The following is a 14,144-nucleotide window of genomic DNA, read 5'->3' as shown; positions in this document are numbered from 1 at the left end:
TCGGCCAAGCGCCATTAGCGCTCGGGTGTTTATTTTCGGGGCAGTTCACTTGCGAGTAGCGCTGTCATTTTCATTGCGTTGCCGGCCGATACTGCAATGCCTCCGCCAGGTGTTCGCGTGTAATGTCTTTTTCCTGGCTCAGATCGGCCAACGTCCTGGCGACCTTGAGCAACCGGTGCGCCGAGCGCAGTGACAGAGTCAGCCGTTCACAGGCTGATTCCAGCCAGGCCTCATCGGCTGTGGATAACTTGCAGTGGCGACGCAGGCCTGGCAGATCAAGAAACGCATTGGCACATCCCTGGCGTTTCTGTTGTCGTTCGCGGGCCTCGGCTACCAACGCGGCCGCACTGGCGCTGTCTTCTCCTGGCTTTACCGCAGGGTTCAGCGCTGTCGCCTCCCGCGCGACCGTCAGGTGTAAGTCGATCCGGTCCAACAGGGGGCCCGACAACTTGTTGCGATAACGCTGAACCATGTCCGGTGTGCACGAACACTTGCCACTGGGTTCGCCAAGATATCCACAGGGGCAAGGGTTCATCGCCGCCACCAACTGAAAGCGCGCGGGGAAACGCACGCGGTCCTTGGCCCGGGCGATCACGATGAACCCGGACTCCAAAGGCTCGCGTAAAACCTCCAGCACCTTGCGATCAAACTCCGGCAGCTCATCGAGGAACAGCACGCCGTGGTGGGCGAGGGTGATTTCGCCGGGTTGCGGTTTTGAGCTGCCACCGACCAGTGCCGGCCCGGATGCCGAGTGGTGCGGTTGACGGAAGGGACGCTGCGGCCAATGGGTCAGCGGTGCGCCACTGGCGACGGACTGAATCGCCGCCACCTCCAGTGCTTCACTCTCGGCCAACGGTGGCAACAGTCCCGGCAGGCGACTCGCCAACAATGTCTTACCCGTCCCAGGCGGCCCGCTGAACAACAGGTTATGGGCTCCCGCAGCAGCAATCAGCAGCGCTCGTTTCGCCGCCACTTGCCCCTGCACTTCATTCAAGTCGGGATAAGGCTTGCTGGCATGCATCAACCCGTCGGAGACATAGGGCTCAACCGGCGTATGCCCGTTGAAATGCGCCACCGCCTCCAGCAAATGATCCACCGCAAACACCTTCAACCCCGAGGCCAGACACGCCTCCTCGGCATTCGCCCGCGGCACCACCAGCGCACGCCCCGCCTTGCGCGCCGCCAGTGCTGCCGGCAACACGCCGCGCACCGCTCGTACTGCGCCGGACAACGCCAGCTCCCCCAGACATTCCACATCATCCAGCGTCAGACACGGCACCTGCACACTCGCCGAGAGAATCCCCAAGGCAATCGCCAGATCAAACCGCCCGCCATCCTTGGGCAGATCCGCTGGCGCCAGATTCAAGGTGATCCGCCGCGCCGGAAACTGCAGCCCGGAATTGATGATCGCGCTGCGCACCCGATCCTTGCTCTCCTTTACCGCCGCCTCGGGCAGGCCGACCATGGTCAGCGACGGCAGACCGTTGGCCAGATGGACTTCGACGGTGACAGCGGGGGCTTCCACGCCAATCTGGGCGCGGCTGTGGACGATGGAGAGGGACATGGTCGTTCCTTGAGCTGAATCGGGGGCCGCTTCCTGCGGGTTTTTGAAGGGTAGTCTGGGGAGAGGGCGTTGGTCGGACAGTTTTAAGGGCGAACTTTCACTGGATGTTGCTGAAGGCACTAATCCTCAGGCATAAAAAAACCGCCTGTTAGGCGGTCATTTTTGCGGTACTCAGGTTCCACCACCGGCAAGCCAACCATCGGGCTCCATTTCCTTGCCATAGGTCGCGGCCACTTTCAGAAAATGCCGCTGACTGGCTGAAACTCTGTCCGGCAGACCGAGTGCCTCGGTACCCGGTTTGGAAACCCGTGCCGGTTGGGTTTGCTGCTTCTTCTGCTTCATAAACACCTCACGTGCCGGGATGCTTGATTCGATCTTATTGGTCGTCCAATGGAAAGACAAGGCGGCCGGTTGTATCAAAATAAAATCCCAGCGTTTGATAGTAAGGGATGGCGCCTGAGTCTGGCTCTTGTACTTCGATTTGCGTGCACCCCAGCTTCCGGGCGTAGAATTCTGTTGTCAGCAATGCCATCGGAGCGATCCAGCCCCGCAAGGTATTCGTCTTGCAGGTGTGTCCCTGCAAAAGCACGATTTTCATGCAGATCGTGCTTCTTCGCGGCGTTGCGTAGCACAGTCCGCACAGTTCTTCTTCGTACCAGAACGCCAAGTCCAGCCCTTTTGCATCTTTGGTCTTCCAGTCCAAAACAGCGTCCCATGGATACCCAACGGGGCCGGTCCACTGGTGGAATGCGTTGATTGCTACTGGAGTAATCGGATCGATCCTGAGTGATAGAGCATCAACTCCAGCTGCCAGGGCTTCTGGGTCCATGGACATTGTTTGATGTGCGAGTTTTCGGGATTCAGATTTGAGTGTCTGATTTCGAAGTTCGGTACCTTTGCCTTTTCTTCGCATCGTCTTGTTCTGTGGGATCAATCTGCAGACGATATCGAAGGCATTGATGCTTACGTAATCAGACGTAGGGGACGGTCCTCGTAGGACTGTGCTTGCGTTAGTGAAGGACGTTGGAGATGGCCAGTTCAGGGTGTGAGAGGGCGGAGAGGCAATACTTTATATCGGCATGGATGAGGGTTTTGCGCTGCTCTCGATCGTAAATGAGCTTTGACTCCTGAGCGGTACTCAAGGATCCTCACGTTCGAGGACTGCAACTGCGCATTCGTCGGGACTGGGCACCAGCAAAAGCTCCCCCGCATTTTTGGCAGCAGAGAAAGCTGGTTTCTCTGAAGTAGTGACGACGGGCTAGCCTGTCGGATTCTGAACCCAAGGCCGTAAAGCCAGGAGCTAAAGAATCGCTGCGACTATTCCTCCGAACAAAAAAGGCGTCCTATGGACGCCTTCTTTATTTTTCACTCAGGACCTTCTACCGGCCAGCGCCCCGCTTGGCTCAAGCGCTGGCCCACATGTAACAGCAACTTCAATAAATCGCCGTTGGTTGGCTGACATATCCCCAGCCAAACGGAGTGCTTCAAGGTGCAAATCAACAATCTGAAATAGCTTTTCCTTCCTCTTCTTATCCTTCACAGATACCTCCATTTTGATGGGCGTATTTCGTTTGCCAATGTAATGACATGCGTAAGGGCTGCGTAACTGGGCGCAGACTCTGATGTTTGTAGGGCCATGCCCTAATAGTTGTAGGACGCCGGCGAAAGGGGTGAAGGTCTTGTATCCGGGAGTCGGATGCTCCAGTTTGGCCACTCAACGCAGCCTCTGGAGGCGAAAAATGGACCGCAATGGTATGCGCCCGATTCATCCGGGCGAGGTTCTGAATAAGGAATTCATGGAGCCGTTGGGCATGACTGTCATGGATCTGGCCATGCCCACCAACTGGCCCGAAAGTGAGATCGAAAAGCTAGTGAAATGCCAGCTCAGGATCTGCGCCGATCTGGCAATCAGCCTTGCCACTCATCTCAACACTACGCCTGAGTTCTGGATGAATCTCCAATCGACTTACGATTTGCGCAGGGCCCAGCTCCGGCATGCGGGTTTATAGCGATTGCAGCATCCGCGAAGCTCTTTTCCACCATGGCCCCGTCATTGGGCGCTTGGTCTGTTCCCGTTCCACCATCATCTGCGGCACATCTTGTAACCGTATCCACGGCTGGTTATTCCAATGCAACAAACTCAACGTCATGTCCGGCCAACTGAGCAGGCTCAGCTGAGGGCGTTCGCTTGTGCTGGGGTGTTGGGCGTCGCGCAGGGTGGGGATGACCTGGTGGGTGAGCCATTCGCGCAGGGCTCGGTATTCGGGGCAGTAGTGGTAGACGAGGAGGGCGTAGATGCCGGACTCGCTGATCAGCAGGGTGTTTTCGATCTGGTTGTGGATCAGGGTTTTACGGGTTTGGTATTGGTCGGGGTCGAGTTTTCGCAGCATGCGTTCGTTGAGGTAGATGTGCAGCAGGCGGCTCAGGTCTCGGGCGCAGAACCAGGGTTGGTTCTGGATGAGAAGGGCGTGGAGGGGGAGTTTGTGGCGGGTGAAGATGCTAGGTGTCAGGTAGTTTTCGTCCATGGTTCAGTTCTCGAATTCAAGTGAAGAAAACTGCTTCTGTTCGTCGCCAAACGAAAAGGTGGCAGCTATGCGCGGGTTGGCGAACCGGTGAATTCGAAACCGGCAGACCCTGAGGTCTCCCACGCAAAGCCGCCATAACTCGTTGAGAGAAAAAACCTCTCTGTGAATTTAGTTGCATTGCGTCAAATTCGATCCAGGTCGCCAAACCCGGTGCTGAACATTCAGCATCGGATGAGCTTAGAAACCTCGGCTTTTCGGCGCAATCGGACGGCGGTGCTGCAAGTTGTAGGACGTTGCCGAGATGATTGAAAGGCTGGAGATCAAAAGATCGCAGCCTTCGGCAGCTCCTACAGGGGGCGCGGATTATTCAGCGGGCGGCGTCAGCTTCGCTTCCATCTCGGCAACCTTGGCTTCGAGACTCTCAAGTCGAGCGCGAGTACGCGCCAAAACAACCATCTGGCTATCAAACTCTTCACGGCTCACCAGGTCGAGTTTGCTGAAGGCACTCTGCAGCAGCATCTTGAACTGGCTTTCGATTTCGGCTTTCGGCAGCGGGGTGTCGCCGCTGAAGAGGCGGGAGGCGGTGCCGCTCAGGGCGTCGAGGAAGTCTTTGGGCGCGAGCATGGTGGATGTCCTGGAAACAATGGCCGGCAGTGTATCACGCAGTGTCTATAGTCAATCTCGCGGTCAGGGATGCACGCTTTTCGCGCAGGCGGACGGACGGCGACGCACCGTTGTTGTGCGTATCCGCAGGGCCTTTTGCACGGGAGTGCTTGCGGCAGCGGCCAAGGGATTGAAATCAGGGGTTTTTGGCGAGATGGCAAGCTTTCTGCTTAGTCACCTTCGACCCATGCACTGATGCAGTCGCTGTGACGAATGCAGTGCGGCAGACGAAGCGGGGAGTTTCGTCAGCAGCGGTTAGCTGGCGTCAGTCGGGCAGGTAAGGCCGACGATGCGTTACAAAGCCAGGCACTGCGCTTAGACTTGAGTCGGGTTTGTTTTCCTGGGGCAAGTCCACCAATTCGGGAGAGAGTTTCATGAAGCTAGTCACTGCCATCATCAAGCCGTTCAAGTTGGACGACGTGCGCGAGTCGCTGTCCGAAATCGGCGTGCAGGGCATTACCGTTACTGAAGTCAAAGGCTTCGGCCGGCAGAAGGGTCACACCGAGCTGTATCGCGGCGCGGAATATGTGGTCGATTTTCTGCCCAAGGTGAAAATCGACGTGGCCATCGACGACAAGGATCTGGATCGGGTGATCGAGGCGATCACCAAAGCGGCCAACACCGGCAAGATCGGTGACGGCAAGATCTTCGTGGTCAATCTGGAACAGGCGATTCGCATCCGTACCGGCGAAACCGATACCGACGCGATTTAAACGCCGCCACAAACCCCAACGCCCCAGGAGAAAACAATATGACTCTGCGTAAATTCGCAGGGCTAGGAGCCCTGTTGTCTATCGTAATGCCCGGCCTTGCTATGGCGGCAGACGAAGTGGCGGCCCCGGTCCTCAATTCCGGCGACACTGCCTGGATGCTCACCTCGACAGCCCTCGTGCTGTTTATGACCATCCCCGGCCTGGCGCTGTTCTACGGCGGCATGGTTCGCTCGAAAAACATTCTTTCCGTGATGATGCAGTGCTTCGCCATTACCGGTCTGATCAGCGTCCTGTGGGTCATTTATGGCTACAGCATCGCGTTCGACACCACTGGCATGGAGCAGGGCGTCGTCAACTTCAACTCCTTTGTCGGCGGCTTCGGCAAGGCGTTCCTCGCCGGTATCACGCCAGCCAGCCTGACCGGGCCTGCGGCGTTGTTCCCGGAGGCGGTTTTCGTCACCTTCCAGATGACCTTCGCGATCATCACCCCGGCGCTGATCGTCGGTGCATTTGCCGAGCGGATGAAGTTCTCCGCGATGCTGATCTTCATGGGTATCTGGTTCACCCTGGTTTACGCACCGATCGCGCACATGGTCTGGTCCGGTAACGGCGGCCTGTTGTGGGACTGGGGCGTGCTCGACTTCGCGGGCGGCACCGTGGTGCACATCAACGCCGGTGTGGCCGGTCTGATCTGCTGCCTGGTATTGGGCAAGCGCAAAGGCTTCCCGACCACTCCGATGGCCCCGCACAACCTCGGTTACACCCTGATGGGCGCAGCGATGCTGTGGGTCGGCTGGTTCGGCTTCAACGCCGGTTCCGCCGCCGCCGCCAACGGCACTGCCGGTATGGCGATGCTGGTGACCCAGATCGCTACCGCTGCGGCGGCGCTGGGCTGGATGTTTGCCGAGTGGATCACTCACGGCAAACCAAGCGCGCTGGGCATCGCCTCGGGTGTGGTTGCCGGTCTGGTAGCGATCACTCCGGCTGCCGGTACCGTGGGTCCGATGGGCGCATTGGTGATCGGTCTGGCCGCAGGCGTGGTGTGCTTCTTCTGCGCCACCACCCTGAAACGCAAACTCGGTTATGACGATTCCCTGGATGCCTTCGGCGTGCACGGCATCGGCGGTATCCTCGGCGCGATCCTCACCGGTGTGTTCGCTGCACCGTCGCTGGGTGGCTTCGGCACCGTCACCGACATCGCTGCGCAAGTGTGGATTCAGTGCAAAGGCGTCGGCTTCACGGTGATCTACACCGCGATCGTCACCTTCATCATCCTCAAGGTCCTGGACGCCGTGATGGGTCTGCGTGTGACCGAGGAAGAAGAGTCGGTCGGTCTCGATCTGGCACAACACAACGAACGCGGCTACAACCTGTAAGTACGCGCACTAAAAACTTGCCCGGTTCGCCGGGCATTTTTTTGTCTGGAATTTGTCATTGAAAGAGCAGCTGAAAGGATTTTTCGTACGGCTTTGGTCGTGTTTACGACGGGCGTTTTTCTGCGGCCAATGGCTTACATCATTGCAGGAATATTAGGGCCTTTGTTTTTTCCCAGAGCGCGCTAGAATGCGCCCCGAACGTGCGGAGAACTGTATGTGGCAACAGACTCTGATAACCCTGCGGGCACGGCCCCGGGGCTTTCATCTGGTAACGGACGAGTTACTCGCCGGCCTGCCTGAACTCGGGGCGTGTCGGGTCGGTCTGTTGCATTTGTGGCTGCAGCATACCTCGGCGTCGTTGACCATCAACGAGAACGCCGATCCGGCGGTCCGTCGCGACTTCGAACGATTTTTCAATCGTCTGATCCCACAAGGAACAGACGGCTATGAGCATAACGACGAAGGCCTGGACGACCTCCCGGCGCACTTCAAGGCCAGCGTGCTTGGTTGCCAGATCAGTCTGCCGGTTTCGGCAGGTCGCCTGGCACTGGGCACTTGGCAAGGCGTTTATCTGGGCGAGCACCGTGATCACGGCGGTGCTCGAAAAGTCCTCGCCACCTTGCACGGTGAAGGGGCATAAACCGTTGGTCACCAATGGTTACTGATTTTTTAACGGCGACTTTCGACAGTTGCCAAAGCTGGTCTATAACTAATCTGCTTTTCGCAAGTCATGAGGTAGAACATGAGCGACGATGATCTGGAAAACGACGACCTCGAAGTAGGCGACGAAGACGAGGCCGAGGAAGGTCTGGAAGCAGCAGCGGAAGACGTTGCTGACGACGATGGTGGCGACGATACGCCGGCCCCGGCTGCCAAAGGCAAAGCCAAGGCTGCGGTGTCGGTAGACGAGTTGCCGAGCATTGAAGCCAAGAACAAGGAACGCGACGCCCTGGCCAAGGCCATGGAAGAGTTCCTGTCGCGCGGCGGCAAGGTTCAGGAAGTGGAGGCCAATGTGGTCGCCGATCCTCCGAAAAAGCCGGACAACAAGTACGGCAGCCGCCCTATCTGAGGCGTGCCGCTGGCTTGCTGAAAAAGCCCGCCGTCGCTGCGGGCTTTTTCATGCCTGAAATAGAGCAGTCGAAGTGAACGCAATTCCCCTGTGGGAGCGAGCCTGCTCGCGAAAGCGGTGGGTCAGTCACCATCAGTATCGAATGACAGAATGCCTTCGCGAGCAGGCTCGCTCCCACAGGGGGTAGTAGATCAGTTCGAGGTGGCATTCCAGCGGGCAAGCACCGCTGGCAAATCGGTCAGGCTACGGATTTCGGCATCCGGCAAGCGATCCGCTTCCCAGACCTTACCCGCCGGGTTAAACCATATCGCGCGCAACCCAGCCTGCTGCGCCCCGGCAATGTCATCCCCCGGATGATCGCCGATATGCACGGCGGTTTCGGCGGTCGCGCCGCCACGCTGCAACGCCTCGTGGAACAACCGCGCATCCGGTTTGGCGATGCCGATATCTTCGGCGCACAGCGCAAACTTGAAGTAATCCGCCAGCCCCAGCCGACGCACATCGGCATTGCCGTTGGTGACCACGCCGAGGGCATAGTGATTGGCGAGAATCTCCAGCACGGGCTCGACTTCGGGGAACACTTCGATCTGATGCCGCGCATGCAGAAAGACTTCAAAACCCTTGTCCGCCAGGTCGGTGGCTTCGCCATGGGCGTATCCAGCGTCTTCCATTGCATGAAACAGCACTCGCCGACGCAGCGCGCTGATTCGATGCTTGAGCCCCGGCTCGTTCGCCAGCACGCGCTCACGAATCGCCCACAAATGTTCCACCGGCACCGCGCCCAGATTCGGCGCATGTTCGCTCAGCCATTCGCGCAATACCGCTTCGGCGCTGACGATCACCGGGGCGGTGTCCCACAAGGTGTCGTCGAGGTCGAAGGTGATCAACTGGATGCTCATGAATCATCGCCTTTCATGCGTTTGGCCCGTGGGTGGGCGCTGTCGTAGACCGCCGCCAGGTGCTGGAAGTCCAGGTGGGTATAGATCTGCGTGGTCTTGATGTCGGAGTGGCCGAGCAATTCCTGCACCGCGCGCAAGTCCTGCGAGGATTCCAGCAAGTGGCTGGCGAAAGAGTGCCGCAGCATGTGCGGGTGCAGGTTCTGCCCCAGTTCACGCTCGCCGGCGAGTTTGACCCGCACCTGAATCGCCCGCGGGCCGAGGCGTCGGCCTTGCTGGCTGACGAACACGGCGTCGTCCGCCGGGTTGGTCATCGCGCGCAACGGCAGCCATTGTTCGATCGCTTCGCGGGCCTTTTTGCCGACCGGCAGCAGGCGGGTTTTGCTGCCCTTGCCGAGCACCTGAACCATGCCGTCGGCGAGGTCGAGTTGATCAAGATTGAGCCCGGTCAGTTCGGAAAGGCGCAGGCCGGATGAATAGAACAATTCCAGAATCGCCTGATCGCGCCGCGCCAGAAAATCATCCTCCACCGCGCCTTCAAGCAGTTGCAGCGCACGGTCGGTGTCGAGGGTTTTCGGCAGGCGACGTTCGCCTTTCGGCGGCGCCAGACCGGTCGCCGGATCGTGATCGCAAAGGCCTTCGCGATTCAGATAGTGATAGAGCCCGCGCACCGCCGAAAGCAATCGGGCGAGGCTGCGCGAGGACTGGCCCTGCGCATGCAAGCGAGCAATCAGGCTGCGCAGACGCTGAATGTCCAGCGCAGACCAACTGCCGATGTTCTGTTTGACGCACCAGCCGAGGACTTTATCGAGGTCGCGGCGGTAGGCCGACAGCGTGTGCGGCGACACCTGTCGCTCACTGCGCAGATGTTCGCAGTAAGCGTCCAGTTGTCGTTCCATGTTCAGCGTACCGAGCGCAGCGAGCTGTTGACCCGTGGCAGCACGCGGCCCATGACTTCGGCGATGTAGCTCAAGAACAGCGTACCGACCGAACTCTTGTAGTGCTGCGGATCACGGCTGGCAATTGCCAGAATGCCGTGGATGCCTTGATGGCTGACGGCGACCACGGCAGTTGAGCCGATCTGCTTGCGCTGTTCCTCGCCGAAGAGGAAATCCAGTTCATGCTCACGCAGGCTGCCGCTGACGCTTTTGCCTTCGGTGAGCAGGCCGCCGATAGCGACTTGTGCATCAGCGTGAGTTACCCAGCGACCAACCGGCGCTGGGTTGTCTCCCAGTAGAATCAGGCTGACAAAAGGCACCTGAAAATCCTGGCGCAGGCTGTCTTCGACGCTGATCACCACGTCTTCCAGGCTGGCGGCATCCATCAAGGAGAGAATGAGACGGCGGGTCTTGTCGAACAGGCGATCGTTGTCGCGGGCGACGTCCATCAACTGCGAGAGCCGATGACGCATCTCGATGTTGCGGTCGCGCAGGATGGTCATCTGCCGCTCGACCAGCGAAACGGTATCGCCACGCTGGTGAGGAATGCGCAGGGCAGGCAGCAGTTCTTCGTGCTCGACGAAGAAGTCCGGATGCGCCTCGAGGTATGCGGCAACCGCTGCCGCCTCGAGGCTCTCGGACGCTGATTCGTCGGACTGTCGGGCGGGTACCTGAGGCTTATCGGTCATGGTTTCTGCTCACTCAAAGACGTACTTGTCCTTCGTATACACGCACTGCCGGACCGGTCATCAGCACCGGTTGGCCAGGGCCTGCCCATTCGATGGACAGACGCCCGCCGGGCAGGTCGATCAATAGCGGCGAATCCATCCACCCCTGGCTGATCGCAGCGACAGCCGCTGCACACGCGCCGGTACCGCAGGCCTGGGTTTCCCCGGCGCCACGTTCCCACACGCGCAACTGCGCACGGTTGCGGTCGATGACCTGGAGAAAACCGACGTTCACTCGCGCGGGGAAGCGCGGGTGGTGTTCGATTTTCGGCCCCAGTTCATGCACCGGTGCACTGTTGATGTCCTGCACGCGCAACACCGCGTGCGGGTTGCCCATCGACACGGCGGCCAGTTCGACCGTGGTGCCGTCCACTTCCAGCTGATAGCTGATGGCCTGCGCTGGCGCTTGGAACGGAATATCCGCCGGCACCAGACGCGGGGCGCCCATGTTCACGCCGATCTGGCCGTCGTTACGCACGTCCAGTTCGATGATGCCGCCCTTGGTCTCGACGCGAATCTGCCGTTTCGCGGTCAGACGCTTGTCGAGCACGAAGCGCGCAAAACAGCGCGCACCGTTGCCGCACTGCTCGACTTCCGAGCCATCGGAGTTGAAGATCCGGTAGCGGAAATCCACGTCCGGATTGCTCGGCGCCTCAACAATCAGCAACTGGTCGAAGCCGATGCCGGTGTGGCGGTCGCCCCATTGCTTGGCGTGCTTTGGCTGAATATGCGCGTGCTGGCTGACCAGGTCGAGAACCATGAAGTCATTGCCCAAGCCGTGCATTTTAGTAAAACGCAGCAGCATGGGTTACTCCGGCAGCAGGCTTTCGCCGGCAAACAGCTCAGCCACGGTTTCGCGGCGGCGCACTTCAAAAACCTGATCACCGTCTACCAGCACTTCAGCGGCACGGCCGCGAGTGTTGTAGTTGGAACTCATGACAAAACCGTAGGCACCGGCCGAATGCACGGTCAGCAGGTCGCCTTCTTCCAGCGCCAGCTCACGGTCCTTGGCGAGGAAGTCGCCGGTTTCGCAGATCGGGCCAACGATGTCGTATTTGCGCGCGGCAGTGTCACGCGGCTTGACCGCGGTGACGTCCATCCACGCCTGATACAGCGCCGGGCGGATCAGGTCGTTCATCGCCGCGTCGACGATGGCGAAATCCTTGTGTTCGGTGTGCTTGAGGTACTCGACCTGCGTCAGCAGCACGCCGGCGTTGGCAACGATGAAACGGCCCGGCTCGAACACCAGCGCCAGATCACGACCGCTCAGACGCTCGCGCACGGCTTTGATGTAGTCGGCAGCCAATGGCGGCTCTTCATCGCGATAACGCACGCCCAAACCACCACCGAGATCGATGTGGCGCAGGTGAATGCCGCAATCACCGAGGCGATCGACCAGATCCAGCAGACGATCAAGTGCGTCAAGAAATGGCGGCAGCGTGGTCAGTTGCGAACCGATGTGGCAATCAACGCCCACCACTTCCAGGTTCGGCAGATGTGCGGCGCGCACGTACACGTCTTCGGCGTCGGCAATGGCGATGCCGAACTTGTTCTCTTTGAGACCGGTGGAAATGTACGGGTGGGTGCCGGCATCGACGTCCGGGTTCACGCGCAGCGATACCGGTGCGCGAACACCCAGCTCGGCGGCAACCACTTGCAGGCGCTCCAGCTCGTCGGTGGATTCGACGTTGAAGCAGTGCACGCCGACTTCCAGCGCACGGCGCATGTCGTCACGGGTCTTGCCGACACCGGAGAAAACGATCTTGTCAGGGCTGCCGCCCGCGGCGAGTACGCGCTCCAGTTCCCCGCGGGAAACGATGTCGAAACCGGCGCCGAGACGGGCCAGGACATTCAGCACGCCGAGGTTGGAGTTGGCTTTGACCGCAAAGCAGACCAGGTGCGGCATGCCGGCCAGCGCATCGGCGTAGGCCAGATACTGGGCTTCGATGTGCGCGCGCGAGTAAACGTAAGTGGGCGTGCCGAAGCGGTCGGCGATGGCGGACAGCGCCACACCTTCCGCAAACAGCTCCCCGCCACGGTAGTTAAAAGCGTCCATGGCGATCCCTTAGTAAACGTCGTGCTTGTGTGCTTTCGAGGCAGGCTGCTTTTGCGAAGACTGGGCTTGCTCGGCCGGGTCCTGATCGTCATCCGGCAGGTACAGCGGGCCTTTTTGACCACAGGCCGAAACGAGGCAGGCAACCGCGACGAGCGCAGCAAGGGAAGAGATCAGGCGCTTCATGGCGAAATCCTTGAAAATGCGTTAATTGCGCCGGAGTATACCGGCCACCCGGCGGCTTGCCTATGCGAGGGGGTTCCCGTCCGGCGGGGCTCGTCCGTGAGCACTGGTAACCCTGTGGGAGCGAGCTTGCTCGCGAAAGCGGTATGTCAGTTGCCATTGATGTTGAATTTTCCGGCGCCTTCGCGAGCAAGCTCGCTCCCACAGGGGTCAATGCGGGATGGGAAACGGTGCTTGGTCGTTAATCTTTGCATTCGGCCGGCAGCGTCCGTATCTTGCGGCGCTTGAGCCTGATCAGACATTTTTTGAGGTTGCCACAATGAGTTTGTCCGAAGCGCGTTTCCACGATCTGGTCGATGAAACCCAGGAAAAACTGGAAGACATCTTTGACGAAAGCGACCTCGATATCGACATGGAGAACTCGGCCGGTGTCCTCACCGTCAAGTTCGAAAACGGCTCGCAACTGATCTTCAGCCGCCAGGAACCGCTGCGTCAGCTGTGGCTGGCGGCGGTGTCCGGTGGTTTCCACTTCGACTACGACGAAGAAAGCGAGCGCTGGATGTGCGACAAGAGCGAGGAGCAATTGGGCGAAATGCTCGAGCGCATCGTCAAGCAACAGGCTGGCGCTGAATTCGACTTCGAAGGTCTGTGATTCTGTGACTGAGACTGCTCCCGCCCGGCCTCCGAAGCCGCTCTACAGCAACATCAGCCCTGCGGTGCCTTCGCCGTGCAGTGGCGTGTGTCGGCTAGATGAGCAAAAGGTCTGCCTCGGCTGCTTCCGCCATGTCGAAGACATACGCGAATGGCGTTCGGCGGACGACGAGCGGCGGCGAGCGATTTGCGCGCAGGCGTCGCAGCGCAAACAGTGCGGCGGGGCGTGACTTGTATATTTTTTGAGCTGTGATAGTGTCCGAACACGCCTCAACCCATCGAGGCCCGGTGAAAACCCCGTCTTTTTTGGCGGGGTTTTGCTTTTTTTGTGTGCAGAAGAAAGGAGTCTGCCCGGATCATGACCGCACCTTCCATCACCCTTACCCGTCTGGACGTGCAACGTCTGGAACGCCTGATCGACAACCTGAACGAGAAAGACCAGGCTGCGCCGGGCGTGATTGCGCTGCAAACCGAACTGGATCGCGCCGACACCGTGGTCGGCCACGATGAAGTGTCTGCCGATGTCGTGACGATGAATTCCCGCGTGCATTGCCGCGAAGAAGGCAGTGGCAAGGATTACCACCTGACGCTGGTCTATCCCAAGGATGCCAACGCCGACGAAGGCAAGATTTCCATTCTGGCACCGGTCGGCAGCGCACTGCTGGGCCTGAAAGTCGGTCAGCACATTGACTGGCCAGCCCCCGGCGGCAAGACCCTGAAACTGACCTTGCTTGAAGTCGAATCGCAGCCGGCCAACGGTGGCGCCTTCCCCGAGTAACCCCGCC

At 59.5% G+C, this 14,144-nt stretch carries 19 protein-coding genes; 8 read left to right on the top strand and 11 right to left on the bottom strand.

What is annotated here, in order from left to right:
- Positions 1-70: 70 nt before the first annotated feature.
- The 3 genes from A8O26_RS01135 to A8O26_RS01130 form a co-directional block, all read right to left on the bottom strand.
- The gene (locus tag A8O26_RS01135; protein WP_064116405.1) at positions 71-1,564 is read right to left on the bottom strand and encodes a YifB family Mg chelatase-like AAA ATPase; all 1,494 of its coding nucleotides are present in this window, start codon (positions 1,562-1,564) and stop codon (positions 71-73) included.
- A gap of 171 nt (positions 1,565-1,735) precedes the next feature.
- Positions 1,736-1,906 (bottom strand): hypothetical protein, encoded by a 171-nt coding sequence (locus A8O26_RS29915; protein ID WP_172828102.1) that lies wholly within the window; start codon positions 1,904-1,906, stop codon positions 1,736-1,738.
- A gap of 34 nt (positions 1,907-1,940) precedes the next feature.
- The gene (locus A8O26_RS01130) at positions 1,941-2,393 is read right to left on the bottom strand and encodes an N-acetyltransferase (protein ID WP_224794712.1); all 453 of its coding nucleotides are present in this window, start codon (positions 2,391-2,393) and stop codon (positions 1,941-1,943) included.
- Positions 2,394-3,303: 910 nt separating this feature from the next.
- On the opposite strand from A8O26_RS01130, the gene A8O26_RS01125 reads away from it, so the two are divergent.
- Entirely contained in the window at positions 3,304-3,573 is a 270-nt protein-coding gene (locus tag A8O26_RS01125; protein WP_064116404.1) for a HigA family addiction module antitoxin, read from the top strand.
- On the opposite strand, the gene A8O26_RS01120 is transcribed toward A8O26_RS01125, so the two are convergent.
- Together A8O26_RS01120 and A8O26_RS01115 are read right to left on the bottom strand one after the other, a co-directional pair.
- Positions 3,568-4,089, bottom strand: coding sequence for a BRO-N domain-containing protein (locus A8O26_RS01120; RefSeq protein WP_064116403.1), 522 nt, complete (start codon positions 4,087-4,089; stop codon positions 3,568-3,570). The genes A8O26_RS01125 and A8O26_RS01120 overlap by 6 nt on opposite strands.
- Before the next feature lie 363 nt (positions 4,090-4,452).
- Entirely contained in the window at positions 4,453-4,713 is a 261-nt protein-coding gene (locus A8O26_RS01115; RefSeq protein WP_007920416.1) for an accessory factor UbiK family protein, read from the bottom strand.
- Between the two features lie 413 nt (positions 4,714-5,126).
- On the opposite strand from A8O26_RS01115, the gene glnK reads away from it, so the two are divergent.
- The 4 genes from glnK to sutA all read left to right on the top strand — a co-directional run bounded on the left by glnK (position 5,127) and on the right by sutA (position 7,910).
- Entirely contained in the window at positions 5,127-5,465 is a 339-nt protein-coding gene (gene glnK / locus A8O26_RS01110) for a P-II family nitrogen regulator (RefSeq protein ID WP_002555808.1), read from the top strand.
- A 38-nt stretch (positions 5,466-5,503) separates the two neighbouring features.
- Positions 5,504-6,841, top strand: a complete 1,338-nt coding sequence (locus A8O26_RS01105) for an ammonium transporter (RefSeq protein WP_064116402.1) — start codon at positions 5,504-5,506, stop codon at positions 6,839-6,841.
- A gap of 214 nt (positions 6,842-7,055) precedes the next feature.
- Positions 7,056-7,481: a secondary thiamine-phosphate synthase enzyme YjbQ gene (locus tag A8O26_RS01100; protein WP_064116401.1), complete on the top strand. Its 426-nt coding sequence runs from the start codon at positions 7,056-7,058 to the stop codon at positions 7,479-7,481.
- 102 nt (positions 7,482-7,583) lie between these two features.
- The gene (sutA, locus tag A8O26_RS01095) at positions 7,584-7,910 is read left to right on the top strand and encodes a transcriptional regulator SutA (RefSeq protein WP_007920420.1); all 327 of its coding nucleotides are present in this window, start codon (positions 7,584-7,586) and stop codon (positions 7,908-7,910) included.
- Positions 7,911-8,101: 191 nt separating this feature from the next.
- Here sutA and A8O26_RS01090 read toward each other — a convergent pair whose 3' ends face one another.
- From A8O26_RS01090 to lptM, 6 genes are read right to left on the bottom strand one after another with little or no spacing between them, the layout of a single operon-like run.
- The gene (locus A8O26_RS01090; RefSeq protein WP_064116400.1) at positions 8,102-8,809 is read right to left on the bottom strand and encodes an HAD family hydrolase; all 708 of its coding nucleotides are present in this window, start codon (positions 8,807-8,809) and stop codon (positions 8,102-8,104) included.
- On the bottom strand, positions 8,806-9,705 hold the full coding sequence (xerC, locus tag A8O26_RS01085) for a tyrosine recombinase XerC (RefSeq protein ID WP_064116399.1): 900 nt from the start codon (positions 9,703-9,705) through the stop codon (positions 8,806-8,808). Before xerC ends, A8O26_RS01090 begins: the two co-directional genes overlap by 4 nt.
- A gap of 2 nt (positions 9,706-9,707) precedes the next feature.
- On the bottom strand, positions 9,708-10,433 hold the full coding sequence (locus A8O26_RS01080; protein ID WP_064116398.1) for a DUF484 family protein: 726 nt from the start codon (positions 10,431-10,433) through the stop codon (positions 9,708-9,710).
- Positions 10,434-10,446: 13 nt separating this feature from the next.
- Positions 10,447-11,277, bottom strand: a complete 831-nt coding sequence (gene dapF, locus A8O26_RS01075) for a diaminopimelate epimerase (protein ID WP_064116397.1) — start codon at positions 11,275-11,277, stop codon at positions 10,447-10,449.
- A 3-nt stretch (positions 11,278-11,280) separates the two neighbouring features.
- Complete coding sequence (lysA, locus tag A8O26_RS01070) at positions 11,281-12,528, bottom strand: diaminopimelate decarboxylase (RefSeq protein WP_064116396.1); 1,248 nt, start codon at positions 12,526-12,528, stop codon at positions 11,281-11,283.
- Positions 12,529-12,537: 9 nt separating this feature from the next.
- The gene (gene lptM / locus A8O26_RS29230) at positions 12,538-12,711 is read right to left on the bottom strand and encodes an LPS translocon maturation chaperone LptM (protein ID WP_042561715.1); all 174 of its coding nucleotides are present in this window, start codon (positions 12,709-12,711) and stop codon (positions 12,538-12,540) included.
- Positions 12,712-13,027: 316 nt separating this feature from the next.
- Here lptM and cyaY point away from each other — a divergent pair, with 316 nt between their 5' ends.
- From cyaY to rnk, 3 genes are all read left to right on the top strand, one after another.
- The gene (gene cyaY / locus A8O26_RS01065; RefSeq protein ID WP_007911100.1) at positions 13,028-13,360 is read left to right on the top strand and encodes an iron donor protein CyaY; all 333 of its coding nucleotides are present in this window, start codon (positions 13,028-13,030) and stop codon (positions 13,358-13,360) included.
- A gap of 4 nt (positions 13,361-13,364) precedes the next feature.
- Positions 13,365-13,589, top strand: coding sequence for a DUF1289 domain-containing protein (locus A8O26_RS29225; protein WP_081265138.1), 225 nt, complete (start codon positions 13,365-13,367; stop codon positions 13,587-13,589).
- Between the two features lie 128 nt (positions 13,590-13,717).
- Positions 13,718-14,137 (top strand): nucleoside diphosphate kinase regulator, encoded by a 420-nt coding sequence (gene rnk, locus A8O26_RS01060; protein ID WP_064116395.1) that lies wholly within the window; start codon positions 13,718-13,720, stop codon positions 14,135-14,137.
- Positions 14,138-14,144 lie beyond the last annotated feature (7 nt).

The sequence above is a fragment of the Pseudomonas fluorescens genome (genome assembly GCF_001648775.1).
GTDB classification, from domain to species: Bacteria; Pseudomonadota; Gammaproteobacteria; order Pseudomonadales; family Pseudomonadaceae; genus Aquipseudomonas; species Aquipseudomonas fluorescens_M.
This window is presented reverse-complemented; position numbering and strand designations above follow the sequence as displayed.